This window comes from Bradyrhizobium sp. Ses1, from assembly GCF_059512365.1.
The window spans coordinates 305,282-327,054 of record NZ_JCAMOQ010000004.1 but is presented as its reverse complement, the minus strand read 5'-3'; the positions used below and the strand labels follow the sequence as shown (position 1 = coordinate 327,054).

General features: G+C 64.0%; 25 protein-coding genes and 1 tRNA gene. 17 read left to right on the top strand and 9 right to left on the bottom strand.

The window, feature by feature from the left end; all coding sequences use genetic code 11:
- Nucleotides 1–106: 106 nt before the first annotated feature.
- The 3 genes from AC5ZG5_RS08310 to AC5ZG5_RS08300 are packed head-to-tail and all read left to right on the top strand — an operon-like array spanning nucleotide 107 to nucleotide 1,794.
- Nucleotides 107–481: a helix-turn-helix transcriptional regulator gene (locus AC5ZG5_RS08310; protein ID WP_496165436.1), complete on the top strand. Its 375-nt coding sequence runs from the start codon at nucleotides 107–109 to the stop codon at nucleotides 479–481.
- A gap of 43 nt (nucleotides 482–524) precedes the next feature.
- Nucleotides 525–722 carry a KH domain-containing protein gene (locus tag AC5ZG5_RS08305; RefSeq protein ID WP_456646621.1) on the top strand — a complete coding sequence of 66 codons (198 nt, stop codon included), beginning with the start codon at nucleotides 525–527 and terminating at the stop codon, nucleotides 720–722.
- Entirely contained in the window at nucleotides 709–1,794 is a 1,086-nt protein-coding gene (locus AC5ZG5_RS08300; RefSeq protein WP_456646622.1) for a tyrosine-type recombinase/integrase, read from the top strand. The genes AC5ZG5_RS08305 and AC5ZG5_RS08300 overlap by 14 nt, the downstream gene beginning before the upstream one ends.
- 10 nt (nucleotides 1,795–1,804) lie before the next feature.
- Here the strand turns inward: AC5ZG5_RS08300 and AC5ZG5_RS08295 are convergent.
- Together AC5ZG5_RS08295 and AC5ZG5_RS08290 are read right to left on the bottom strand one after the other, a co-directional pair.
- Nucleotides 1,805–1,881 (bottom strand) — tRNA-Arg (locus tag AC5ZG5_RS08295).
- Between the two features lie 153 nt (nucleotides 1,882–2,034).
- On the bottom strand, nucleotides 2,035–3,513 hold the full coding sequence (locus AC5ZG5_RS08290; protein WP_130226089.1) for a sensor histidine kinase: 1,479 nt from the start codon (nucleotides 3,511–3,513) through the stop codon (nucleotides 2,035–2,037).
- Nucleotides 3,514–3,885: 372 nt separating this feature from the next.
- Here AC5ZG5_RS08290 and rpmH point away from each other — a divergent pair, with 372 nt between their 5' ends.
- From rpmH to dapE, 11 genes are all read left to right on the top strand, one after another.
- Nucleotides 3,886–4,020 carry a 50S ribosomal protein L34 gene (gene rpmH, locus AC5ZG5_RS08285; RefSeq protein ID WP_008542748.1) on the top strand — a complete coding sequence of 45 codons (135 nt, stop codon included), beginning with the start codon at nucleotides 3,886–3,888 and terminating at the stop codon, nucleotides 4,018–4,020.
- A gap of 26 nt (nucleotides 4,021–4,046) precedes the next feature.
- On the top strand, nucleotides 4,047–4,427 hold the full coding sequence (gene rnpA, locus AC5ZG5_RS08280) for a ribonuclease P protein component (RefSeq protein WP_051397093.1): 381 nt from the start codon (nucleotides 4,047–4,049) through the stop codon (nucleotides 4,425–4,427).
- A 19-nt stretch (nucleotides 4,428–4,446) separates the two neighbouring features.
- A complete protein-coding gene (yidC, locus tag AC5ZG5_RS08275) occupies nucleotides 4,447–6,294 on the top strand; it encodes a membrane protein insertase YidC (RefSeq protein WP_456646623.1) in 1,848 nt (615 codons plus the stop codon).
- 140 nt (nucleotides 6,295–6,434) lie between these two features.
- On the top strand, nucleotides 6,435–7,088 hold the full coding sequence (gene yihA / locus AC5ZG5_RS08270; RefSeq protein ID WP_456646624.1) for a ribosome biogenesis GTP-binding protein YihA/YsxC: 654 nt from the start codon (nucleotides 6,435–6,437) through the stop codon (nucleotides 7,086–7,088).
- Complete coding sequence (locus tag AC5ZG5_RS08265; protein WP_130226085.1) at nucleotides 7,085–7,456, top strand: DUF423 domain-containing protein; 372 nt, start codon at nucleotides 7,085–7,087, stop codon at nucleotides 7,454–7,456. The genes yihA and AC5ZG5_RS08265 overlap by 4 nt, the downstream gene beginning before the upstream one ends.
- A gap of 213 nt (nucleotides 7,457–7,669) precedes the next feature.
- Complete coding sequence (argB, locus tag AC5ZG5_RS08260) at nucleotides 7,670–8,563, top strand: acetylglutamate kinase (protein ID WP_028167331.1); 894 nt, start codon at nucleotides 7,670–7,672, stop codon at nucleotides 8,561–8,563.
- Between the two features lie 152 nt (nucleotides 8,564–8,715).
- The gene (locus tag AC5ZG5_RS08255) at nucleotides 8,716–9,708 is read left to right on the top strand and encodes a DUF1036 domain-containing protein (RefSeq protein WP_456646638.1); all 993 of its coding nucleotides are present in this window, start codon (nucleotides 8,716–8,718) and stop codon (nucleotides 9,706–9,708) included.
- A 163-nt stretch (nucleotides 9,709–9,871) separates the two neighbouring features.
- Nucleotides 9,872–10,570: a pyrimidine 5'-nucleotidase gene (locus AC5ZG5_RS08250; protein ID WP_456646625.1), complete on the top strand. Its 699-nt coding sequence runs from the start codon at nucleotides 9,872–9,874 to the stop codon at nucleotides 10,568–10,570.
- Nucleotides 10,571–10,740: 170 nt separating this feature from the next.
- A complete protein-coding gene (dapD, locus tag AC5ZG5_RS08245) occupies nucleotides 10,741–11,586 on the top strand; it encodes a 2,3,4,5-tetrahydropyridine-2,6-dicarboxylate N-succinyltransferase (protein ID WP_456646626.1) in 846 nt (281 codons plus the stop codon).
- Between the two features lie 51 nt (nucleotides 11,587–11,637).
- Entirely contained in the window at nucleotides 11,638–12,846 is a 1,209-nt protein-coding gene (locus AC5ZG5_RS08240) for an MFS transporter (RefSeq protein ID WP_456646627.1), read from the top strand.
- A gap of 89 nt (nucleotides 12,847–12,935) precedes the next feature.
- Nucleotides 12,936–14,090, top strand: a complete 1,155-nt coding sequence (gene dapE / locus AC5ZG5_RS08235; RefSeq protein ID WP_130229720.1) for a succinyl-diaminopimelate desuccinylase — start codon at nucleotides 12,936–12,938, stop codon at nucleotides 14,088–14,090.
- A 229-nt stretch (nucleotides 14,091–14,319) separates the two neighbouring features.
- Here dapE and AC5ZG5_RS08230 read toward each other — a convergent pair whose 3' ends face one another.
- From AC5ZG5_RS08230 to def, 4 genes are all read right to left on the bottom strand, one after another.
- Complete coding sequence (locus tag AC5ZG5_RS08230; RefSeq protein WP_456646628.1) at nucleotides 14,320–14,655, bottom strand: GIY-YIG nuclease family protein; 336 nt, start codon at nucleotides 14,653–14,655, stop codon at nucleotides 14,320–14,322.
- A 21-nt stretch (nucleotides 14,656–14,676) separates the two neighbouring features.
- Nucleotides 14,677–15,414: a tRNA pseudouridine(38-40) synthase TruA gene (gene truA, locus AC5ZG5_RS08225; RefSeq protein ID WP_456646629.1), complete on the bottom strand. Its 738-nt coding sequence runs from the start codon at nucleotides 15,412–15,414 to the stop codon at nucleotides 14,677–14,679.
- A gap of 6 nt (nucleotides 15,415–15,420) precedes the next feature.
- Entirely contained in the window at nucleotides 15,421–16,356 is a 936-nt protein-coding gene (fmt, locus tag AC5ZG5_RS08220) for a methionyl-tRNA formyltransferase (RefSeq protein WP_456646630.1), read from the bottom strand.
- Nucleotides 16,357–16,496: 140 nt separating this feature from the next.
- Nucleotides 16,497–17,024, bottom strand: a complete 528-nt coding sequence (gene def / locus AC5ZG5_RS08215) for a peptide deformylase (RefSeq protein WP_456646631.1) — start codon at nucleotides 17,022–17,024, stop codon at nucleotides 16,497–16,499.
- Nucleotides 17,025–17,194: 170 nt separating this feature from the next.
- Here def and AC5ZG5_RS08210 point away from each other — a divergent pair, with 170 nt between their 5' ends.
- From AC5ZG5_RS08210 to AC5ZG5_RS08200, 3 genes are all read left to right on the top strand, one after another.
- The gene (locus tag AC5ZG5_RS08210) at nucleotides 17,195–18,403 is read left to right on the top strand and encodes a DNA recombination protein RmuC (protein ID WP_456646632.1); all 1,209 of its coding nucleotides are present in this window, start codon (nucleotides 17,195–17,197) and stop codon (nucleotides 18,401–18,403) included.
- A gap of 56 nt (nucleotides 18,404–18,459) precedes the next feature.
- Nucleotides 18,460–18,759: a GIY-YIG nuclease family protein gene (locus AC5ZG5_RS08205; RefSeq protein WP_456646633.1), complete on the top strand. Its 300-nt coding sequence runs from the start codon at nucleotides 18,460–18,462 to the stop codon at nucleotides 18,757–18,759.
- 91 nt (nucleotides 18,760–18,850) lie between these two features.
- Nucleotides 18,851–20,221 carry an AmpG family muropeptide MFS transporter gene (locus tag AC5ZG5_RS08200; RefSeq protein ID WP_456646634.1) on the top strand — a complete coding sequence of 457 codons (1,371 nt, stop codon included), beginning with the start codon at nucleotides 18,851–18,853 and terminating at the stop codon, nucleotides 20,219–20,221.
- Nucleotides 20,222–20,373: 152 nt separating this feature from the next.
- On the opposite strand, the gene AC5ZG5_RS08195 is transcribed toward AC5ZG5_RS08200, so the two are convergent.
- Genes AC5ZG5_RS08195 through AC5ZG5_RS08185 form a run of 3 tightly spaced genes read right to left on the bottom strand, consistent with a single transcriptional unit; the run spans nucleotide 20,374 to nucleotide 21,759 of the window.
- Nucleotides 20,374–20,808 carry a hypothetical protein gene (locus tag AC5ZG5_RS08195; RefSeq protein ID WP_208828078.1) on the bottom strand — a complete coding sequence of 145 codons (435 nt, stop codon included), beginning with the start codon at nucleotides 20,806–20,808 and terminating at the stop codon, nucleotides 20,374–20,376.
- A 24-nt stretch (nucleotides 20,809–20,832) separates the two neighbouring features.
- Nucleotides 20,833–21,438 (bottom strand): recombination mediator RecR, encoded by a 606-nt coding sequence (recR, locus tag AC5ZG5_RS08190; RefSeq protein ID WP_028169301.1) that lies wholly within the window; start codon nucleotides 21,436–21,438, stop codon nucleotides 20,833–20,835.
- The gene (locus AC5ZG5_RS08185) at nucleotides 21,439–21,759 is read right to left on the bottom strand and encodes a YbaB/EbfC family nucleoid-associated protein (protein WP_028169302.1); all 321 of its coding nucleotides are present in this window, start codon (nucleotides 21,757–21,759) and stop codon (nucleotides 21,439–21,441) included. It lies immediately after the preceding gene.
- Nucleotides 21,760–21,773: the final 14 nt, after the last annotated feature.

The window sequence follows — 21,773 nt, the reverse complement described above, 5'->3', positions numbered from 1 at the left end:
AACTCGCCAGAAACTTCTTGGCTGCCGTCCACATCGCCGCAGTCGTCGCCTATTGGATCAATTGAGTCTGAACCCTAATATGGAATAACCGCTCACTTTCTGTGGAATGCTGATAGCGAATATCGCCAAATCAAAGCGAATAACGCTATCAACACGAAGCCAGTCAGTTGCCAAGTCCGGAAAACCGGACGGTCGGGTCCGAAAAAACATCGAAAATGTTCGCGATTTAATCGCGAGTATTGGGTTTTTAAGGAGTGTCCCGATGACTGAACTGCGAGGTCCCTTTTGCGAAAGGGACGAAGTCGACAGCCTAGTACCGCTGTGCGACCTGACGCGGCGGCGTCTTGAGAAGAAGGGCCGTTTTCCGAGGCGGATACGGATCACTTCGAAGAAGTGTGTACATCGCAGGACCGAAATTGAGGCGTGGATCGCGGATCCCGAAGGCTGGCGCCCGGCGGCCAAACCCGAGGTCGCGGCATGACGCGATTCGAGATTGCGCGCTGCGACCACCGCGAGGGCGAGTGATGTCACGCGCGAGCCGCTCCGCGACCATCCGCAAGGCCGAGATCGAACGTACCGTTAAGGGTGTGATCGCGACTGGCTTGTCCATCAGCCGGATTGAGGTCGAGGGCGGGAAGCTTGTTATCTACACCAGCGATGGCGGCGCGCATCAGGAAGAGAGCCCACTAGAGGCGTGGAGGCGAGCGAATGGTAAGGGCTAGGCTCCAGGGCATTAACACGGTGCGCAAGCGTCTCGCCGACGGCACGGTGCGCACCTACTACTACCACCGCGCCACCGGCCTGCCGTTGAGCGGCAATCCCGGCTCACCCGAGTTCATCAGGGACTATGCCGCGGCCGAGAAGACGATGCTCGATCGGAGGGCCGGCACCTTTGAGGGCCTGGTGCGCGATTACACGCTGTCGCCAGAGTTCGGGAAATTGGCCGACAGCACGCAAAAAGAATATCGGCGCATGCTCACCAAGGCCGAGGGGAAGTTCAGCAACTTGCCGCTCGCTGCGCTGGAGGATCCTCGCGTGCGGCAGGATTTCATGTCCTGGCGCGCCGACGTGGCCAAGGCTTCCGGCGAGCGCGAGGCCGACAACCGGCTGAGTGTGATTTCCGCCATGCTCTCCTGGGCGAAGGAAAACGGTCAGCTTTTCAGCAATCACCTCGCTGGCTTTCGGCGCCTGCATAGCGTTGACCGCTCCGACATGATCTGGCTGCCAGAACACATCAAGTCTTTCATGAATGCCGCACCCGTCGAGCTGCAGCGCGCGCTCATCCTCGCGCTTCACACTGGCCAGCGGCAAGGCGACCTGCTGCGCCTGACGTGGGGCAATTACGATGGCCTGCTGATCTCGCTGCGGCAGGGAAAGACGGGACGCAAGGTCGAGATACCCTGCACCAGAGCATTGAAGGCGATGCTGGATGGCCTCGGACGCGATTCGGCTGTGGTGCTGGCCACCAAGACCGGCCGTCCGTGGAAGCCACGCTACTTCAAGGCGCAGTGGGAGGCGGCATCAAAGGCGGCCGACATCACCGAGCTGCACTTCCATGACCTTCGCGGAACCGCCGTTACGATGCTGGCGGAGGCCGGGTGCACCACGCCGCAGATTGCTGCCATCACTGGCCACTCGCTCAAGACCGTGACGGCCATCCTCGACAAGTATCTTGCTCGCACACGCGTTCTGGCGGGTGAGGCAGTGACGTTGTTCCAGAACGCAAAGAGCACAAAGTTTGCAAACCGCCTGCAAACCAGAGCCCCAAAACCGACGAAGGGAAATCCTAAGTGATTGATAATGCTGGCGCGCCCGGAACGATTCGAACGTCCGACCCTCAGATTCGTAGTCTGATGCTCTATCCAGCTGAGCTACGGGCGCGTTTTCGCGTGAGGGGCTTTGAGAGCCCGGGGTCTGTCCGAGAGGCTCGGACGCACCAGCGAAAGAGCGCTCTAGCTACAGGCTCCGGGTCCGGTTGGCAAGGTCTGGAATAGCGGTTCTAGGGTTGATTTGCGCCGAAAGCGCTGCCCCGCCTCAGGCCCGTGCGCGCTCGGTGCGGACGATCTGGAGTTCCACCGGGCGGTCGGGGATGGCGATGCGGAAGGTGGCGCCGATGGTGCCTTCGACGAGGTTAATCTCGCCGTCATGGGCACGGATCAGCTCGGCGGCGATCGCGAGGCCGAGCCCGCTGCCGCCGGGGCGGCCGGACGTCTGGAACGCCTCGAACAGGTGATCGCGGGTCTTCTGGGGAACGCCGGGCCCGGTGTCGGAGACCTCGATGATCGCGACCGTCCCCTCGCGGCGGCCGGTGATGCGGATTTGCTGGGCGCCGCCGTCGGTCGCCGGACGGCTCTCCAACGCCTGCGCCGCGTTGCGCACGAGGTTGAGCAGCACCCGGAACAGCTGGTCCGGATCGGCATCGATCGCGAGCCCGCGCTCGATGGCGCTGATCCAGGTGATCGAGGCGTCCGAGGCAAGCCCTGCCGATTCGCGCACCTCGACGACGACGGGCTCGACCAGGATCATGCGGCGGTCGGGCGCGGCCTCTTGGGCGCGGCCGTAGGACAATGTCGACTGGCAGAAGGCGATGGCGCGTTCGAGTGAGCGCAACAGTTTCGGCGCGAAGCGCTGCACCCTGGGATCAGGGACGCTTGCGAGCTGATCGGACAGAAGCTGCGAGGAGGCAAGCAGGTTGCGCAGATCGTGATTGATCTTGGAGACGGCGAGCCCCAGCGCCGCCAGCCGGCTCTTCTGATGCAGCATCGAGACCAGGTCGCGCTGCATGTCGGAAAGCTCGCGCTCGGCGACGCCGATCTCGTCGCCGCGCTGGCTCGGGACGATGATCCGCGCCGAACTTTCGGGGTTTTCGTGGAAACCGATCAGGCTCGCGGTCAGCCGCCGCATCGGGCGCACGAACAAATAATGCAGGGCGAGATAGACCAGGCCCGCGGTGAGGCCCCCGATCAAGAGCGCGACGATCAAGACGTTGCGGGAGAAGCGGTACATCGCCTGCCGCAGCGGCTTCTCGTCGATCACGACCTCGATGAACTGCGCCTGGCCCGGCGCCGGCCCGACCACGCGGATGGTCTGGTCGCCGTGCTCCAGCATGATCTGGAACGCATCGACGATCGCCGACCATACCGACATCTCGCGCATGTCGACGTCATGGTCGATCGCAGCCGGCAGGTCGGCGCTGGCGAGCAGCCGCCGCTGCTGGCCCATCTTGATCGCCACCGCACGGGCGCCGATGCTGGTCAGGATCTGGCGCGCCAACGATTCCGGGACATAGCCGGACGGCGCGGCATCGAGCACCAGCGCCGCGGTGTTGGCAGCGGCCAGCCGGTCGTTCAGCCTGTTCATCCGGAAGTTGGCGATCGCGGGCACATAGATCAGCATCCCGGCGATCATCACCAGGGGGATCGTGAGCAGCAGAAGCTTGCCGGACAGGCCAAGCCGGTACACCGGCTGCGCCCGAGACTTCTCCGTCGTCGGCTGATCGTCGGTCACTGACACGATATAGGCCTTCTTTGGCGCATGTTCAGCATGCTGCCGTGCACCATCGCCGGTCAAATTACGGATCGCTAATGTAAGCCGGTTCCATGTGCCCCGGATGCAGCCGGCTAACGCCGGGCCACATAGACAACAACCCCACAGAATCAGGACTATTTCCGCGAATTACGACCTTTCGAAGAACCGCTTTTGCCGTGCTGGCCGACATTGACGAAAAGGAGGCGCTCCCGTATAAGCCGCGCAAATTGTCCGCGATGGCCCGGTTTTACCGGGGGCGGCTCATTTGGGGCCGCGAATGGCCCATTCTGGGCCAGCCAGCATCATCGGACCTATCTCAATTCATCGGCAGATTGCCTGTTCAGCGGAGAACGACCCGTGAAGCGGACTTATCAACCCAGCAAACTGGTGCGCAAGCGCCGCCACGGCTTCCGCGCCCGTCTCGCCACGGCCGGTGGCCGCAAGGTCCTCGCCGCGCGCCGCGCGCGTGGCCGCAAGCGTCTGAGCGCCTGAGCCCGGGCGTCTTCCGGAGATTCTAAATGGATCGGCTAAGGCAGCGGGCGGACTTCGTCGCCGTTGCCAATGGCGCGCGGGCGACCAGCCCGGCCTTTGTGCTGCAAGGCCGCGCCCGTGATGATGACGGCCCGATCCGCGTCGGCTTCACCGTCACCAAAAAGAACGGCACCGCTACCGAGCGCAACCGCATCCGGCGCAGGCTTCGCGCGCTGATACAGCGGCTCGACGTCATACCGATGCGGCCACATCATGATTATGTGTTAGTCGGCCGCCGGGATGCACTAACCCGCGACTTCGCGGCCATGCTCGACGACCTCCGCACAGCGCTCCGCCGCCTCGACCGGCAACCGGCCAAAAGCGGCCGCAGCCAGAATAATATAAAGAGCGGCGGCAACCGGAATTGAATGACGAGACCTTGAAGAGATGACCGACAACCGCAACACCATCATCGCCGTCATTCTATCCGGCCTGGTGCTGATCGCCTGGCAATATTTCTACAACGTGCCGCAGATGGAGAAGCAGCGCGCGCAGCAGCAGGCGCAGACTGAACTGCAGAAGCAGCAGACGCCGCCGGCGCAGCAGACAACCCCGGGCACCGCGCCGCAGCCGGGATCGGCGCCTTCGCCTTCGAGCGCGCAACCGGCCTCCGGCGCGCCGGTCGTCAGCCGCGAAGCCGCGATCGAGGCCAGCCCGCGCGTCAAGATCGACACGCCCACATTGTCAGGCAGCATCTCGCTGAAGGGCGCGCGTATCGACGATTTGTCGCTGGAGAAATTCCGCGACACCGTCGACCCGAAATCACCACCGATCGTGCTGTTCTCGCCGTCGCAGACCGCCGCACCCTATTACGCGGAATTCGGCTGGGTGCCGGCGACCGGCGCCACGGTGCGGATGCCTGACGCGACCACGGTGTGGCAGCAGGAGGGTTCCGGCGCGCTGACGCCGACTAATCCGGTCACGCTGAAATACGACAACGGCGAAGGCCTGACCTTCCGCCGCACGATTGCGATCGATGACCGCTATCTCTTCACCATCAAGGATGACGTCACCAATGCCGGCAGCGCCCCGGTCACGCTCTATCCCTACGCGCTGATCTCGCGCCACGGCACGCCGCAGGTTTCCGGCTATTACATCCTTCATGAAGGCCTGATCGGCTATCTCGGCGATCATGGCCTGCAGGAATTCGGCTACAAGAAGATCGACGACGCCAAGCGGGTGAACTTCAGCGCCACCGACGGCTGGCTCGGCATCACCGACAAATACTGGGCTTCCGCACTGCTGCCGGACACCTCGGCCAAGCTGCAGGCGAGCTTTTCCTCCGATCTGGTCAACAACAACAGAAGGTACCAGACCGATTATCTGCTGGAGCCGCAGACCGTCGCGGCCGGCGCCACCGTCACCGCCAATGCGCGGCTGTTCGCCGGCGCCAAGGAAGCCGGCGTCGTCGGCATCAACTTCCCGCTTGGGCCGGGCGGCTACAACCGGCAGCTCGGTCTCAATCATTTCGATCTGCTGATCGACTGGGGCTGGTTCTACTTCATCACCAAGCCGATGTTCCTGGCGCTCGACTGGTTCTACCGCCTGTTCGGCAATTTCGGCGTCTCGATCCTGCTGGTGACGGTGATCGTGAAGCTGTTGTTCTTCCCGCTCGCCAACAAGTCCTACGCCTCGATGGCGAAGATGAAGTCGATCCAGCCGCAGCTTGCCGCGCTGAAGGAGCGCTATCCGGACGACCGGGTGAAGCAGCAGCAGGAGATGATGGAGATCTACAAGAAGGAGAAGATCAACCCGATCGCGGGCTGTCTTCCTATCGCGCTGCAGATCCCGGTGTTCTTCTCGCTCTACAAGGTGCTGTTCGTCACCATCGAGATGCGGCACGCGCCGTTCTTCGGCTGGATCAAGGACCTGTCGGCGCCGGATCCCACCAACCTGTTCACCCTGTTCGGCCTGATCCCGTTCGACCCCACCACGATCCCGGTGTTCGGCCATTATCTCTGGCTCGGCATCTGGCCCATCATCATGGGCATCACGATGTGGTTCCAGATGAAGCTCAATCCGACGCCGCCGGATCCGACGCAGAAGATGATCTTCGACTGGATGCCCTTGATCTTCACCTTCATGCTAGCCGGTTTCCCGGCAGGCCTGGTGATCTACTGGGCCTGGAACAACCTGCTTTCGGTGGCGCAGCAGAGCTACATCATGCACCGGAACGGGGTGAAGGTAGAATTGTTCGACAATCTCAAGGCCACCTTCGCGAAGAAGGCGACATAGCGCCGTCATTGCGAGCCACCGGGTCGCGCGAACGCGCGCCCGATGACAGGCTCCGCGAAGCAATCCATGCCTCAGCAAGTGGCGCTATGGATTGCTTCGTCGCTTCGCTCCTCGCAATGACGGAATGAGATCTTTCCCACATGACCGCCGAAACCGATGCGGAGCTGATCGAAGCGGGGCGAAAACTGTTCGCCGGCGACTGGCACTTCATCTGGGCCGCGCCGTCGATCGAGACGCTGCCGCCTATGGCGGGGCTCGAGGTTGCCTTTGCCGGTCGCTCCAATGTCGGCAAGTCGAGCCTGATCAACGCGCTCACCGGCCGCAGCTCGCTCGCACGCACCTCGCACACACCCGGACGCACACAGGAACTGATCTTCTTCGAAGGCCCTGAGAAAGCGGGCTTCCGTTTGGTCGACATGCCCGGCTATGGCTATGCCTCCGCACCCAAAGCCAAGGTCGCGTCCTGGACCGCGCTGATCCATAAATTCCTGCAGGGCCGCGCCACTCTGGCGCGGGTCTATGTCCTGATCGATGCCCGCCATGGCATCAAGGATGTCGATCTCGATGTCCTGAAGACGCTCGACAAATCGGCCGTCAGCTACCAGGTGGTGCTGACCAAGGCGGACCAGGTGAAAGCCTCCGAACTCGCCGCCCGCATCGAAGAGACCGCGGCCGCGCTGGCGAAACACCCGGCCGCCTTTCCGGATGTCTTGGCGACCTCCTCGCGCACCGGCACCGGCATGCCGGAATTGCGTGCCGCGATGGTGCGCCTGCTCGAAGAGCGCCGCGGATGAACAGCCTGCATCGAATCCTGCTCGTCCTCGCCGGCATCATGGGCGCCTGCGGCGTGATGCTGGCGGCCGGATCCGCCCATCTCGCCGATGCGACGCGGCTTGCAGCCGCCTCGTCGATGCTGCTGTTTCATGCCAGTGCCGTGCTCGGGGCAATCGCCCTCGTCGGGCGCGGCCTGCTGAACCGCGCGATCGGGACTGTTTCAGCGATCGGCTTCGTCATCGCCGCGTCATTGTTCGCCGGCGATCTCTGCCTGCGCCAATATGCCGGTCACGGCCTGTTTCCAATGGCCGCGCCGACCGGCGGGACGCTGTTGATCGTGAGCTGGCTGGTGCTGGCGCTTGCGGCAGCATGGCCGCATCGGACTTAACCCTTCTCCCCTTGTGGGAGAAGGTGGCGTGGACGCAGTCCACGCCGGATGAGGGGTCTCTATCCGCGGAGACCCCTCACCCGGCTTCGATGCTTCCGCATCGAAGCCCCCCTCTCCCACAAGGGGAGAGGGTGAACAGCGCTTTGCGCCTCGCGCGCCAATCGGATAGAACCGCGCCCGACGCCGCTTTCTGGGAATAGCGAGACCCGCTCCATGACCGACACGAAGATCAGCCCGCTCGACCAGGCCCGCATCCTGTCCGAGGCGCTGCCGCATATGCAAGAATATGACGAGGAAACCATCGTCATCAAATATGGCGGCCATGCTATGGGCGCGGAGGACACCGCCAAGGCGTTTGCGCGCGACATCGTGCTCCTGGAGCAGACCGCGATCAATCCGGTAGTCGTGCATGGCGGCGGGCCGCAGATCGCGACCATGCTCAAGCGCCTCGGCATCCAGTCCGAGTTCGCGGCGGGCCTGCGCATCACCGATGCGGCGACGATCGAGATCGTCGAGATGGTGCTGGCCGGCTCCGTCAACAAGCAGCTCGTCGGCTATATTAACGAGGCCGGCGGCAAGGCGGTCGGCCTCTCCGGCAAGGACGGCAACATGGTGAAGGCGTCGAAGACGACGCGCACCATGATCGATCCGGGTTCCAACATCGAGAAGGCGATCGATCTCGGCTTTGTCGGCGAACCGGAGAAGGTCGACCTGACGCTGCTCAACCAGCTCATCGGCTATGAGCTGATCCCGGTGCTGGCGCCGCTGGCGACATCAAAGGACGGCCAGACGCTGAACATCAATGCCGACACCTTCGCCGGCGCTGTGGCCGGCGCCTTGAAGGCTAAGCGCCTGCTGCTGCTCACCGACGTGCCGGGCGTGCTCGACAAGTCCAAGAAGCTGATCCCGGAACTATCGGTAAAGGATGCGCGCAAATTGATCGCGGACGGCACCATTTCCGGCGGCATGATCCCGAAGGTCGAAACCTGCATCTACGCCCTGGAGCAGGGCGTGCAGGGCGTCGTCATCATCGACGGCAAGACGCAGCATGCGGTCTTGCTGGAGCTGTTCACCGATCAGGGGACCGGCACGCTGATCCATAAGTGACCAGGTCCTACTATTCACCGTCATGGCCGGGCTCGTCCCGGCCATCCACGTCTTTTCAGCAGCAACCGCGTGCGAAAGGCGTGGATGCCCAGGTCAAGCCCGGGCATGACGAGGCGAGGGTGAGGAGATCGCCCCGGTCCCTTCTAGCTCAAGTGCTGACGGCGGTGCCGGCCGCGGCGCTTTCGTTCTTGCTTTCCTCCGCGCCGGCGCGCGCCGACCTGAAACTCTGCAACCGCATGAGTTACGTGGTCGAAGCCGCGATCGGGATCGATGAGAAATCGGCGACCGCGACGCGCGGCTGGTTCCGCATCGATCCCGCCGCCTGCCGCGTCGTGGTGCAGGGCGCGCTTACCGCCGACCGCGTGCTTCTGAATGCGCGCGCGCTCGGCGTCTACGGCGCCTCGCCAATCCCGCAAAACGGCACCGACACGCTCTGCGTCGCGCAGGACAATTTTGTCATCGCCGCCGCCCGCCAGTGCCGCAGCGGCCAGACGCCGGCGCAATTCACGCAGATAACGCCGACCCAGTCCGAGGACGGCAACCTCGTCGCCTATCTTGCCGAAGGCTCCGAATATGACGAGGAGCAGGCGCGGCTTGCCGGCATCCAGCGTTTGCTCGTGATCGCCGGCTATGATGCCGCGCCGATCGACGGCGTCGACGGGCCGAAGACGCAAGGAGCGCTGTCGGCATTCCTCAAGAGCCGCGGCCTCTCCAGCGACGTCGTGCAATCGCCGAATTTCTTCACCACCATGATCGATGCCGTGCAGAAGCCATCCGCGACCGGACTGACCTGGTGCAACGACACACCGCACAAGGTCATGGCGGCGGTGGCGACCGACGACGGCAAGGCCGTCACCAGCCGCGGCTGGTATCGGATCGATCCCGGCAAGTGCCTGCATCCCGACGTCACCGGCCAGCCGAAGCAGATCTTCTCCTTCGCCGAAGCCGTCGATGCCGAGAACCGCACCATCCGCTTGAAGGACAAGCCGCTAAACTGGGGCGGCGCGACGCAGCTCTGCACCCGCGAGAGCAAGTTCGAGATCGCCGAGCAGGGCGATTGCGCCACCCGCGGGCTGGCCGCGGTAGGCTTTGCGCCGGTCGACATGACCAGCGGCGGCAAGACGCTGCGCTTTGCGATGCCGTGATAACATCAGCCGTCGTCCCGGCGAAGGCCGGGGCCCATAACCATAGGGTTTAGTGATATGCGAAGCTGTAACTGCTTGCTCGCGCCACAACACTTCCCTGTGGTTATGGGTCCCCGCGCCCCGGGCGCAATTGCGCCCTAGGCAGGGACGACGCGTTGAGAGAGTGGTGAAAATGTCCCGCGCCTTCGACCATATCGACACCTGGGTGTTCGACCTCGACAACACGCTGTATCCGCATCACGTCAACCTGTGGCAGCAGGTCGATGCGCGGATCGGCGAGTTCGTCAGCAACTGGCTGGGCGTCACGGCGGAAGAAGCCCGGCGCATCCAGAAGGACTATTATCTCCGCTACGGCACCACGATGCGCGGCATGATGACCGAGCACGGCGTCCGCGCCGACGACTACCTCGCTTATGTCCACCAGATCGATCACTCGCCGCTGGAGCCGAACCCGGCGATGGGCGCCGCGATTGCAAGGCTGCCCGGCCGCAAGCTGATCCTGACCAACGGCTCGACCGACCATGTCGGCGCGGTGCTCGCGCGTCTCGGCATCGGCGCACATTTCGAGGCGGTGTTCGACATCATCGCCGCCGAGCTTGAGCCGAAACCGGCGCCGCAGACCTATCAGCGCTTCCTGGCGCTGCACGACGTCGATCCCGCCAACGCCGCGATGTTCGAGGACCTCGCGCGCAACCTGGTCGTGCCGCATCAGCTCGGCATGACCACGGTGCTGGTGGTGCCCGACGGGACGCAGGAAGTCGTGCGCGAGGACTGGGAGCTCGAGGGCCGCGACGCCGCTCATGTCGACCATGTCACGGACGATCTGACGGGGTTTTTGCAGAGGCTACGCGCCACAGGCTGAAAATGTAGCCCGGATGGAGCGAAGCGCAATCCGGGGTTCTCGCAAGCGGAAACCAGTCCCGGATTGCGCTTCGCTCCATCTCGGCTACGGCAGAACCAGCCTTGACTCCGCCGCGCCAAATCCCGAAAAAGCTCCAAATACCCTCCCCGCCCGCCTCAAGGAATCGCCCGATGTCGCTGTCCGCCCTCGAGTCCATCGTCAACGCCGCGTTCGAAGCCCGCGACGGCATTTCGACCTCGACCACGGGCGAGGTGCGCGAGGCCGTGGATTACGCGCTCGAACTGCTCGACAAGGGCGAGACGCGCGTCGCCGAGCGCCAGACCAGCGGCAAATGGAAGGTCAACCAATGGCTGAAGAAGGCGGTGCTGCTGTCGTTCCGCCTCAACGACATGGGACAGATTCCCGGCGGTCCCGGCAAGGCGTCGTGGTGGGACAAGGTGCCCTCGAAATTCGATGGCTGGGGTGAGAACCGCTTTCGTGACGCCGGCTTTCGCGCGGTGCCGGGCGCGATCGTGCGCCGTTCCGCCTTCATCGCCCGCAACGTCGTGCTGATGCCCTCCTTCGTCAATCTCGGCGCCTATGTCGATGAAGCGACGATGGTCGACACCTGGTCGACCGTCGGCTCCTGCGCGCAGATCGGCAAGCGCGTGCACATCTCCGGCGGTGTCGGCATCGGCGGCGTGCTCGAGCCGCTGCAGGCCGAGCCCGTGATCATCGAGGACGATTGCTTCATCGGTGCCCGCAGCGAGGTCGCCGAAGGCGTGATCGTGCGCAAGGGCGCGGTGCTCTCGATGGGCGTGTTCCTCGGCGCGTCCACCAAGATCGTCGATCGCGAGACCGGCGAGACCTTTGTCGGCGAAGTGCCGGAATATGCCGTCGTCGTGCCCGGCACCTTGCCGCCCAAGCCGATGAAGAATGGACAGCCGGGCCCGGCCACCGCCTGCGCCGTCATCGTCAAGCGCGTCGACGAGCGCACCCGCGCCAAGACCAGCATCAACGAATTGCTGCGGGACTAAAGACGCAGCCAAGGTCGCCCATGGGGTATGATCGCTCGAAAGGTCATCCCTATGGCTGAGGCGAGCCCCCGACCAGCCCTTCGCGACATCCCGCCGGGTATCTGGGCGCTCGGTTTCGTCTCGATGCTGATGGATATCTCTTCGGAGATGATCCATGCATTGTTGCCGGTCTATCTGGTGACAGTGCTCGGCACCTCGATGGTCACCGTCGGCGTCATCGAAGGCATCGCCGAAGCGACGGCATCGATCACCAGGATATTTTCCGGCGCGCTGTCCGATTGGCTCGGCAAGCGAAAATGGCTGGCGGCGCTCGGCTATGGCCTTGCAGCGCTGACCAAGCCGATCTTTCCACTGGCGTCGACGGTCGGCTGGCTGATGGCCGCGCGCTTCATCGACCGGATCGGAAAAGGCATTCGCGGCGCTCCGCGCGACGCGCTGGTGGCGGACATTGCTCCAGCCCATCTGCGTGGCGCCAGCATTGGCCTGCGGCAATCGCTGGATACGGTCGGCGCCTTCATCGGACCATTGATCGCCATCGGCCTGATGTGGCTGACGTCAGACCATTTCAAAGCCGTGTTCTGGTTTGCAGTGATTCCTGGCTTGCTGTCGTTCGCACTTATCGCGTTTGCCGTGCGTGAACCCGCGCGGGCGAAAGGGTTGCGCGAGGTGCGCAATCCAATCAGCCTCAGCGAAATCAGAAATCTGGGCGCGGCCTATTGGTGGGTGGTGGCGATTGCGAGCGTGTTCACGCTGGCCCGCTTCAGCGAGGCGTTTCTGATCCTCCGCGCGCAGAATGTTGGCCTGCCGGTTACGCTCGCACCGGCCGTGCTGGTCCTGATGAATGTCGTCTATGCCGGCGCGGCATATCCGGCCGGCGTGGTGTCCGATCGCATGGACCGCACAACCGTGCTGGCGTTCGGCATCGTGCTTTTGATCGTCGCCGATCTTGCGCTCGCGCTGCTGCCCAGCATGACCGGTGCCGCGGTCGGCATCGCGCTGTGGGGACTGCACATGGGCTTCACGCAAGGACTGCTGGCGGCGCTTGTCGCGGATACCTCGCCCGCCGAGCTGCGCGGCACGGCTTACGGCTTCTTCAACCTGCTCTGCGGGATCGCAATGCTCGTGGCCAGCGTGATCGCAGGCGCATTGTGGGACAGTGCCGGACCGCAAGGCACCTTCTTCGCGGGTGCCGGCTTTGCGCTGCTTGCACTGGCAGGTCTGCTCACCGTGCGGGGCCGCGCCAAGGTCGCGGCAGGCTGATCGGCTGCGTCGCAGAGCCGCAACACGAAGTCGGGAGCATGCCGCGCAAGGCTGGCCCGCCGCCGCGGTGACGTGTTAAGTCCGGAAGCATGACCGATGCCATCTCCATCACGCGCGACCTTGTCCGCTGCCCTTCCGTCACGCCCGCCGACGCCGGTGCGCTCGGCGTGCTCGAGAACATCCTGAACGCCGCCGGCTTCGAGGTGCACCGCGTCACCTTCAGCGAGCCCGGCACCGCCGACATCGACAATCTCTATGCACGTATCGGCGATCAGGCGCCGCACATTACCTTTGCCGGCCATACCGATGTGGTGCCGCCGGGCGACGAGTCTGCCTGGACGCATGGCCCGTTCTCCGGCGAGGTGAAGGACGGCTTCCTCTATGGCCGCGGCGCCGTCGACATGAAGGGCGGCATCGCCTGCAGCGTCGCCGCGGCGCTCGAATATCTCAGGGACAATGGCGGCAGGCCAAGGGGTTCAATCTCATTCCTGATCACAGGCGACGAGGAGGACGTTTCCATCAACGGCACGATCAAGCTGTTGAAGTGGGCGGCCGAGCGCGGCGAAAAGTTCGATCATTGCGTGCTCGGCGAGCCATCCAATGTCGAGGTGCTCGGAGACACCATCAAGGTCGGCCGCCGTGGCTCGCAATCCGGCACGCTCCACGTCGAGGGCGTGCAGGGCCATGTCGCCTATCCGCACCGCGCCTCCAATCCGGTGCCGGACATCTCGAGGTTGATCGTGGCGCTGAGCGACGAGCCGCTTGATAACGGCAGCGCACAATTCCAGGCCTCCAACCTCGAATTCACCTCCGTCGACGTTGGCAATGCCGCGAGCAACGTCATCCCCGGCCAGGCGCGGGCGAAATTCAACATCCGCTATAACGACAATCACACCCAGGAGAGCCTGCGCAAGCTGGTGGAGGAACGCCTCGTCAAAGCCTGCGGCAACCGGATCCGCGCCCGCATCGTGTGGGAGCCATCGAACTCGAACGTGTTCGTCACCAAGCCCGGCCCGTTCACCGACCTTGCGGTGGCAGCGATCGAAGCAGTGACGGGACACAAGCCGGAGCTTTCGACCTCAGGCGGCACGTCGGATGCCCGCTTCATCTCGAGCTATTGCCCGGTGATCGAATTCGGCCTGGTCGGCCAGACCATGCACCAGATCAACGAACGCACGCCGGTCGCCGATCTGGAAAAGCTGACGCAAGTCTATCGCGGCGTGCTGGACAGGTATTTTGGGTAGCGCTGGGGCTTTCCTCGGCCTTAGCTCCCTAGTCCGCCGTCATGGCCGGGCTTGTCCCGGCCATCCACGCCTCTCCGTCTGGTAACCTCTCCATCGTCATGCCCGGCCTTGTGCCGGGCATCCACGCCCTTCTCCAGCCTCCCACAAAGAAAGACGTGGATGGCCGGGACAAGCCCGGCCATGACGCGGGTGGAAGCAGTTCACCAACAATGGGAAGCAACAAGCCCCGCTACTGGGTGATCGTCTCGTACAGATCATTCCACTCGGGATTGCCGGCCAGGATCAGCCTAACCTTCCACTTGCGCGGCCAGTGCTTCATATTGTGCTCGCGTTGGATGGCAGTTTGGATGTCTTCGTACCGTTCGAAATACACCAAGCGCTTCACCGAATATTTCTTGGTGAATCCAGGGACCAAGCCGTTTCGGTGCTCGTAGATGCGGCGAACGAGATCGTTCGTCACGCCGACATACAGGATGCCGTTCGCTGCACTTGCCAGAATGTAGACGTAGCCCCCACGCATGGTCGCATGTTGACGCACGTGGATGGCCGGGACAAGCCCGGCCATGACGGCGGAGTAGCGTCGGCCCTAATACTCCACCCGCACCAGATAGAGCCCCTCCGGCGGTGCCACCGGGCCGCAGGCGGCGCGGTTGCGGGCGGCGAGTGCTGCGGCGAGATCGTCGGCGGTCCAGCGGCCTTCGCCGACCCAGACCAGCGAGCCGACCATCGAGCGCACCTGGCTGTGCAGGAACGAGCGCGCCGAGGTGACGATGCTGACCGCATCGCCGCTGCGCGTAACGTCAAGCTGGTCGAGCGTTTTCACCGGCGATTTGGCCTGGCATTCGGTGTCGCGGAAGGTCGTGAAATCGTGCTTGCCGATAAGGCGCTGCGCGGCTTCATGCATCGCGTCGGTGTCGAGGCGGCGCGGCACGCGCCAGACGCGGCCGATGTCGAGCGCGAGGTTCGCGCGGGTGCTCCGGATACGATAAAGATAATGACGCTTCTTCGCGGAGAAGCGCGCCTCGAAATCATCCGGCACGATCTCGGCTGCGAGCACCGCAACCGGATGCGGGCGCAGATGCGCGTTGAGACCATCGCGCAGGCGGTCCGGCGGAAACGGCTTTGCGATGTCGCAATGGGCGACCTGTCCGAGCGCATGCACGCCGGCATCGGTGCGGCCGGAGCCATGGACGCGCACGTCCTCACCGCACATCGCCTTCACCGCGGCCTCCAGCGCGCCCTGCACTGTCGGCGCCGTCTCCTGGATTTGCCAGCCGGAGAACGGTGTGCCGTCATATTCGATGGTGAGCTTGTAGCGGGGCATGACGGCTTAAGTGAACCGCGCGCCGGCCTTCAGCGGCGTGCCGCGCAGGAAGTCGACCGACTTCATCCGTGCCTTGCCTTCGCGTTGCAGTTCGAGGACGCGGATGGCGCCCCCGCCGCAGGCGATCGCAAGGTTATCGTCCAGCACTGTGCCTGATGCGCCCGAGCCGTTCGCCAGTTCGCAGCGGAGAATCTTGATACGCACCGTTTCGCCATCGTGAGGCAATTCAGTCCAGGCGCCGGGAAATGGCGATAGGCCGTGAATGTGGCGCAGCACGGCTCGCGCCGCGCCATTCCAGTCGATCCGCGCTTCCGCCTTCTCGATCTTGGCGGCATAGGTGACGCCGTCCTCGCTCTGCCTGGTGAGTTGCAGCGCGCCGCGTTGCAGCGCGGCCATCGCCCGCACCATCAGGTCGGCACCGAGCGGCGCCAGCGCATCGTGCAGATCGGCCGCCGTCATCCGGTCGGTGATCGCAAGCCGCTCGGCCATCGCGACATCGCCGGTGTCGAGGCCGACATCCATCTTCATCACCATCACGCCGGTCTCGGCATCGCCGGCCATGATGGCGCGGTTGATCGGCGCAGCGCCGCGCCAGCGCGGCAGCAGCGAACCGTGCAGGTTGTAGCAGCCAAGCCTTGGCGCATCGAGGACCGCCTGCGGCAGGATCATGCCATAGGCAACCACGACGGCCGCATCGGCCTGATGCGCGCGAAATTCCTCCAGCGCTTCCGGTGTCTTCAACGTCTTCGGCGTCAGCACGGGAATGCCGAGCCGCCGCGCCTCCTGCTCAACCGGCGTCGGTTGCAGTTGCAGGCCGCGGCGCCCGCCCGGCTTCGGCGCACGGGTATAGACGGCAGCGATCTCGTGGCCGTAGCCGGCCAGCTCGAGCAGCGTCGGCACGGCGAAATTGGGCGTGCCCATGAAGATCAGGCGGAGAGTCATGGAGCGGGTTACCTTGGCTGAAGGTAAAAATACTCGTCATGGCCGGGCTTGTCCCGGCCATCCACGTCTTCGTGCTCGCGACGCGGAAGGACGTGGATGCCCGGCACAAGGCCGGGCATGACGGCGGAAATGGTGGCGCCTTACTCCACCGCGCGCTTGGCGGCCTTGGCGAACTTCTTCAGTACGCGGTCGCGTTTCAGCTTCGACAGATAGTCCACGAACAGGATGCCGTTCAAATGGTCGATCTCGTGCTGGATGCAGGTGGCGTAGAGGCCCTCGGCGTCCTCTTCATGCACCTTGCCGTCGATGTCGGTGAAGCGCACGCGCACCCGCGCCGGCCGCTCGACCTCCTCGTAATATTCGGGGATCGACAGGCAGCCCTCTTCGTAAACCGACGTCTCCTCGGACGCCGAGATGATCTCCGGGTTGATGAACACGCGCGGCTTCGGCGTGGTCTCGCCGTTCTCGTCCTTTTTCGCGAGATCCATGGTGACCAGCCGTAGCGGCTGCGCGACCTGGATCGCGGCCAGCCCGATGCCGGGCGCCTCGTACATGGTTTCGAACATGTCGTCGACCAGCTTGCGGATCTCAGGCGTGATCTTTTCGACGCGTTTGGAAACCAGCCGCAACTGCTTGTCCGGCAGGATGATGATTTCTCTCAAGGCCATGGCGGGCGATTTAAGCGCTTGATATGCCGCGGTCAATGCGATCCGGAACCGGTTAAGACGGCCTTAACCATGATTCTTCTGCTTTTCTTAACCACGAATCTTCACGGCTTGTTAACCATAAATGTTCCACTTTCGTTCGCAGTCGCCTGCGAATCGGCTATAGCGCTTGCATGAACGAGATTCTCTTCATAGTCGGCGACTGGCCGGTCCGCGTCGCGGACGCCTTGGTTGCGTTCGGCGTGCTCGTGCTCATCCTGCTCCTGACGATCGCCATCGTGATCGCGCGGTCCTCCCGGCGCGGCGCGGAACTGGCTGTCGCGCAGACCATCCGCGCCGATGAGCTGGAAGAGCGGCTGAGCGAGGTGCTGCGCGCCCAGAGCGAGGCGAGCGGCCGGGTCGATGCGATGACGCAGGCGCTCGCCGGCCGCCAGGCCGAGATGGCGCGCGCCGTCAATGAGCGGCTGGATTCGGTCACCCACCGCGTCGGCCAATCCATGGAACAGACCACGCGCCACACGATGGACAGCCTGCGCCATCTGCATGAACGGCTCGGCATCATCGACAACGCGCACAAAAACCTCACCGACCTGACGACGCAGGTGACGACGCTGCGCGACGTGCTCGCCAACAAGCAGTCGCGCGGTGCCTTCGGCCAGGCGCGGATGGAGGCGATCGTCCAGGACGGACTGCCGAAGGGCTCCTTCGAATTCCAGTTCACGCTCTCGAGCGGCAAGCGGCCGGACTGCGTGGTGTTCCTGCCGGACCAGCGCCCGCTCTGCATCGACGCGAAATTCCCGCTGGAGGCGATGACCGCGCTGCACGACGCACGCAGCGATGAGGAACGCAAGATTGCCAGCCAACGCTTGCGCAACGACGTGATGAAGCATGTCAGCGACATCGCGGAGAAATACCTGATCGCCGGCGAGACCCAGGACACCGCGCTGATGTTCGTGCCGTCGGAGTCGGTCTATGCCGAGATCCATGACGGCTTCGATGATGTGATCCAGAAGGCCTACCGCGCCCGCGTAGTGCTGGTGTCGCCGTCGCTATTGATGCTCGCGATCCAGGTGATGCAGCAGATCATGAAGGACGCACGGATGCGCGATGCAGCCGACCAGATCCGCACCGAGGTGATCAAGCTCGGCGACGATCTGTCGCGGCTGCGCGACCGCGTGCTCAAGCTGCAGAACCATTTCTCGCAGGTGAACGAGGACGTACGCCAGATCCTGATCTCTGCCGACAAGATCGAAAAGCGCGCCGGCCGGATCGAGGAACTCGATTTCAGCAAGTCAGACGCCCCGGTGGAACTGCCGCGGATCGTGCCGAGCGGCAGACCCGAATTGTTTCCTGCCCCGCCCAAGCTGCAGGCGGGGGAGTAGGCAACCATTGTCATCGCCCGGCTTGACCGGGCGATCCAGTATTCCAGAGACGGCAGTTGGGCACGCGCAGCTATTACGTCTATATTCTCGCAAGCCGCATCGGAGGCACGCTCTACATTGGCGTAACGAATGATCTCGTGCGCCGCATCGCCGAACATAAGCTGAAGATCGCTGAGGGCTTCACCAAGCGCTATGAGGTGAGCCGCCTAGTCTATTTTGAGGTCTTTGAGGAGATCGAGCATGCGATTCATCGGGAAAAGCGACTGAAGAAGTGGCCGCGGGCCTGGAAGATCTCATTGATCGAAAAAGGTAATCCGGATTGGATCGATCTCTATCCCGAGATTGCGGGAACTTAAGAGTAATTCGAATAGGTCTCTGGAATACTGGATCGCCCGGTCGAGCCGGGCGATGACAGTCTTTCTTGGCCGAATCTGCTAACAGGGCTCCATGACCGCGCCTGAAGCGACAGCCGCCGCGACCGAGAAAGCCGAGCCTGCCGCCACCTCCTGGCGCGACAGCCTTGCCGTCTATCTGCAGCCGCGCGTCCTGATCGTGCTGGTGCTGGGCTTCTCCTCCGGCCTGCCGCTAGCGCTGTCGGGCTCGACGCTGCAGGTGTGGATGCGCGAGGTCGGCGTCGATCTCGGCACCATCGGCCTACTGGCGCTGGTCGGCACGCCCTACACGCTGAAATTCCTCTGGGCGCCGCTGGTCGATGCGCTGCACGTGCCGTTCTTCACGCGACATTTCGGACGGCGCCGCGGCTGGCTGTTGTTCTCGCAGCTCCTGCTAATCACCACCATCCTGCTGCTCGCGATCGCCGATCCCGCGCGTTCACCCTGGTTCGCCGCCTTTGCCGCGCTCCTGGTCGCCACCACCTCCTCGACGCAGGACATCGTCGTCGATGCTTTTCGTGTCGAGAGCCTGCCCGAGAGCGAGCAGGCCGCCGGCATGGCGTCTTATGTCGCGGCCTATCGCATCGGCATGCTGGTCTCGACCGCCGGCGCGCTGTTCATGGTCAGCGGGTTCGAGGGCGCGGGCGTGGTGCGTTCGGCAGCATGGATGTGGGGCTATGTGGCAATGGCCGCCCTCGTCGTGATCGGGATGATCACCGCGCTGGTTGCGACCGAGCCGGCGCAGTCAAAGGACGCCGAAGCGGCCACAGCCGCGCAAACGGCGTTCTCGCGCGTGATCCAGGCGGCGGTCGGAGCGTTCTCCGAGTTCCTGAGCCGGCGCGATGCCATTGCAGCGCTTGCCTTCGTCGTGCTGTTCAAGTTCACCGACGCGTTCTCGGGCACGATGACGGCGCCGTTCGTGATCGACATCGGCTTCAGCAAGGTCGACTACGCCGCGATCGTCAAGGGCGTGGGACTGGCCGCCACCCTGATCGGCGGCTTTGCGGGCGGCTTCGTGGCGCGGCGCTATTCGCTGGCCACGAGCCTGTGGATCGGCGGGATCGTGCAGGCGCTCGCCAACCTCTCCTTCTCATGGCTCGCGCTGGTCGGCGTCAACCAGTGGGCGCTGGCGCTCGCAATCACCTGCGAGAACTTCACCAGCGCAATCGGCACCGTGATCTTCGTCGCCTATCTCTCGGCGCTGTGCCGCAATCCCCTGCACACGGCGACGCAATATGCCCTGCTGACGGCGCTTGCCGCGGTGGGGCGCACCTATCTGTCGTCAGGCGCGGGTTTCGTCGCCAAGGCGACAGGATGGCCCTTGTTCTTCGCGATCTGCGTGCTGGTCGCGATCCCGAGCCTGATCCTGCTCGCCTGGCTGCAGCGCCGCGGGCATTTCGATGAACTCGGGCCGGTGAAGGTTTGAACCCTCACTGTCGTCCCGGCCAAGCGAAGCGCGAGCCGGGATCCATAACCACAAGCCTCTGTGATAGGCAGAGCTGTAACCGCTTGTGCGCGCCACAACACCGTTCGGTGGTTATGGGTCCCTGCTTTCGCAGGGACGACGGCTGAGAGCGCTCAATGCTTCGTCACCACGCTCCATTTGGTGACGACAGCCTCGCTCATCTGCCCCGCTTCTTCCGCGCAGGCGACTTCGTCGACCTTCACCGAGATTTCCTTGCCGACAAAAGGCCTCAGTTGCGCGGCCTGCGCGTCATTGGCGGGGACAAGCTGGAACGTCTCAGGACCGGTCTCGAGATTGCATAGCCCGTTCGGCGGCGGCAGGCGGCGCGGTTCGCTGGTCAACTGATAGGTCGCGGTGCGCTTGCCGGCTTTCTTGATGTCGCGGACTCGCAGCGTGTTGAGCTCGCCCGACAGCACATCGCCAGCGTGGATTGGCTTGCCCGGCTTCGGCGAAGCCTCCGCCTCTTGGGCCAGCGCGGCGGGCGCGGTCAGCACCGCCCCCAGAATGACCGCAAAGCACAGGCGAATGCCGAATCGGTGGTTCGTCATCTCGTTCAGTTCCGTTGTGATTGGCTAGAAGAGCGTTCGCTGCCGCATGGCTGCGGATAGCGTACCTTCATCGAGGTAATCAAGCTCGCCGCCGACCGGCACGCCATGCGCCAGCCGTGTCACCCGCACATTGGCCTCTTGAAGCATATCGGTGATGTAATGCGCCGTGGTCTGGCCATCCACGGTTGCATTCAGTGCCAGGATGATCTCGCTCACCTGCGGATCATGCGCGCGCGCCACGAGCTGATCGATGGTGAGATCCTGCGGGCCGACGCCGTCGAGCGGCGACAGCGTCGCGCCGAGGACGTGATAGCGGCCATTGGTCGCGTTCGCCCGTTCCAGCGCCCAGAGATCGGCGACGTCGGCAACCACAACGATGATGGAAGGATCGCGACGTGGATCGGTGCAGACCGTGCAGGGATTCTGCGTGTCGATGTTGCCGCAGGTCTTGCAGACCTGGATCTTGTCGATCGCCACCTGCAGCGCCGCGGCGAGCGGTGTCATCAGGGCTTCGCGCTTCTTGATCAGGTGCAGCGCCGCGCGCCGCGCCGAGCGCGGCCCGAGGCCGGGTAGCCGCGCCAGAAGCTGGATCAGGCGCTCGATTTCAGGTCCGGCGACGCTTGCGGCCATTCAGGTGAGACCAAGTCCGGGCGGCAGGCCGAGCCCGCCGGTGAGCGCCTGCATCTTCTCCTGCACCGCGAGTTCCGCCTTGCGGCGCGCGTCGTTATGCGCGGTGACCAGGAGGTCCTCGAGGATCTCGCGTTCCTCCGGCTTGATCAGGGATGGATCAATCCTGACGCCCTTCACTTCCATCTTCGCGCTCATGCGCACGGCGACGAGGCCGCCGCCGGAAATGCCCTCGACCTCAACATTGCCCAGTTCTTCCTGCATCGCCTGCATCTTGGACTGGAGCTGCGCTGCCTGCTTCATCATGCCGAGAAAATCAGCCATCGGTGGTCCCTTCA

What these genes read in the sequence shown, in the direction of transcription:
- AC5ZG5_RS08305 (WP_456646621.1), top strand. Translation starts at nt 525, where the DNA reads ATGTCACGCGCGAGCCGCTCCGCGACCATCCGCAAGGCCGAGATCGAA.
- AC5ZG5_RS08195 (WP_208828078.1), bottom strand. Translation starts at nt 20,808, where the DNA reads ATGACGAACCACCGATTCGGCATTCGCCTGTGCTTTGCGGTCATTCTG.
- argB (WP_028167331.1), top strand. Translation starts at nt 7,670, where the DNA reads ATGACCGACACGAAGATCAGCCCGCTCGACCAGGCCCGCATCCTGTCC.
- recR (WP_028169301.1), bottom strand. Translation starts at nt 21,438, where the DNA reads ATGGCCGCAAGCGTCGCCGGACCTGAAATCGAGCGCCTGATCCAGCTT.
- yidC (WP_456646623.1), top strand. Translation starts at nt 4,447, where the DNA reads ATGACCGACAACCGCAACACCATCATCGCCGTCATTCTATCCGGCCTG.
- AC5ZG5_RS08265 (WP_130226085.1), top strand. Translation starts at nt 7,085, where the DNA reads ATGAACAGCCTGCATCGAATCCTGCTCGTCCTCGCCGGCATCATGGGC.
- AC5ZG5_RS08230 (WP_456646628.1), bottom strand. Translation starts at nt 14,655, where the DNA reads ATGGCCGGGCTTGTCCCGGCCATCCACGTGCGTCAACATGCGACCATG.
- truA (WP_456646629.1), bottom strand. Translation starts at nt 15,414, where the DNA reads ATGCCCCGCTACAAGCTCACCATCGAATATGACGGCACACCGTTCTCC.
- yihA (WP_456646624.1), top strand. Translation starts at nt 6,435, where the DNA reads ATGACCGCCGAAACCGATGCGGAGCTGATCGAAGCGGGGCGAAAACTG.
- AC5ZG5_RS08200 (WP_456646634.1), top strand. Translation starts at nt 18,851, where the DNA reads ATGACCGCGCCTGAAGCGACAGCCGCCGCGACCGAGAAAGCCGAGCCT.
- def (WP_456646631.1), bottom strand. Translation starts at nt 17,024, where the DNA reads ATGGCCTTGAGAGAAATCATCATCCTGCCGGACAAGCAGTTGCGGCTG.
- AC5ZG5_RS08300 (WP_456646622.1), top strand. Translation starts at nt 709, where the DNA reads ATGGTAAGGGCTAGGCTCCAGGGCATTAACACGGTGCGCAAGCGTCTC.
- rnpA (WP_051397093.1), top strand. Translation starts at nt 4,047, where the DNA reads ATGGATCGGCTAAGGCAGCGGGCGGACTTCGTCGCCGTTGCCAATGGC.
- dapD (WP_456646626.1), top strand. Translation starts at nt 10,741, where the DNA reads ATGTCGCTGTCCGCCCTCGAGTCCATCGTCAACGCCGCGTTCGAAGCC.
- AC5ZG5_RS08240 (WP_456646627.1), top strand. Translation starts at nt 11,638, where the DNA reads ATGGCTGAGGCGAGCCCCCGACCAGCCCTTCGCGACATCCCGCCGGGT.
- dapE (WP_130229720.1), top strand. Translation starts at nt 12,936, where the DNA reads ATGACCGATGCCATCTCCATCACGCGCGACCTTGTCCGCTGCCCTTCC.
- AC5ZG5_RS08185 (WP_028169302.1), bottom strand. Translation starts at nt 21,759, where the DNA reads ATGGCTGATTTTCTCGGCATGATGAAGCAGGCAGCGCAGCTCCAGTCC.
- AC5ZG5_RS08310 (WP_496165436.1), top strand. Translation starts at nt 107, where the DNA reads ATGCTGATAGCGAATATCGCCAAATCAAAGCGAATAACGCTATCAACA.
- fmt (WP_456646630.1), bottom strand. Translation starts at nt 16,356, where the DNA reads ATGACTCTCCGCCTGATCTTCATGGGCACGCCCAATTTCGCCGTGCCG.
- AC5ZG5_RS08210 (WP_456646632.1), top strand. Translation starts at nt 17,195, where the DNA reads ATGAACGAGATTCTCTTCATAGTCGGCGACTGGCCGGTCCGCGTCGCG.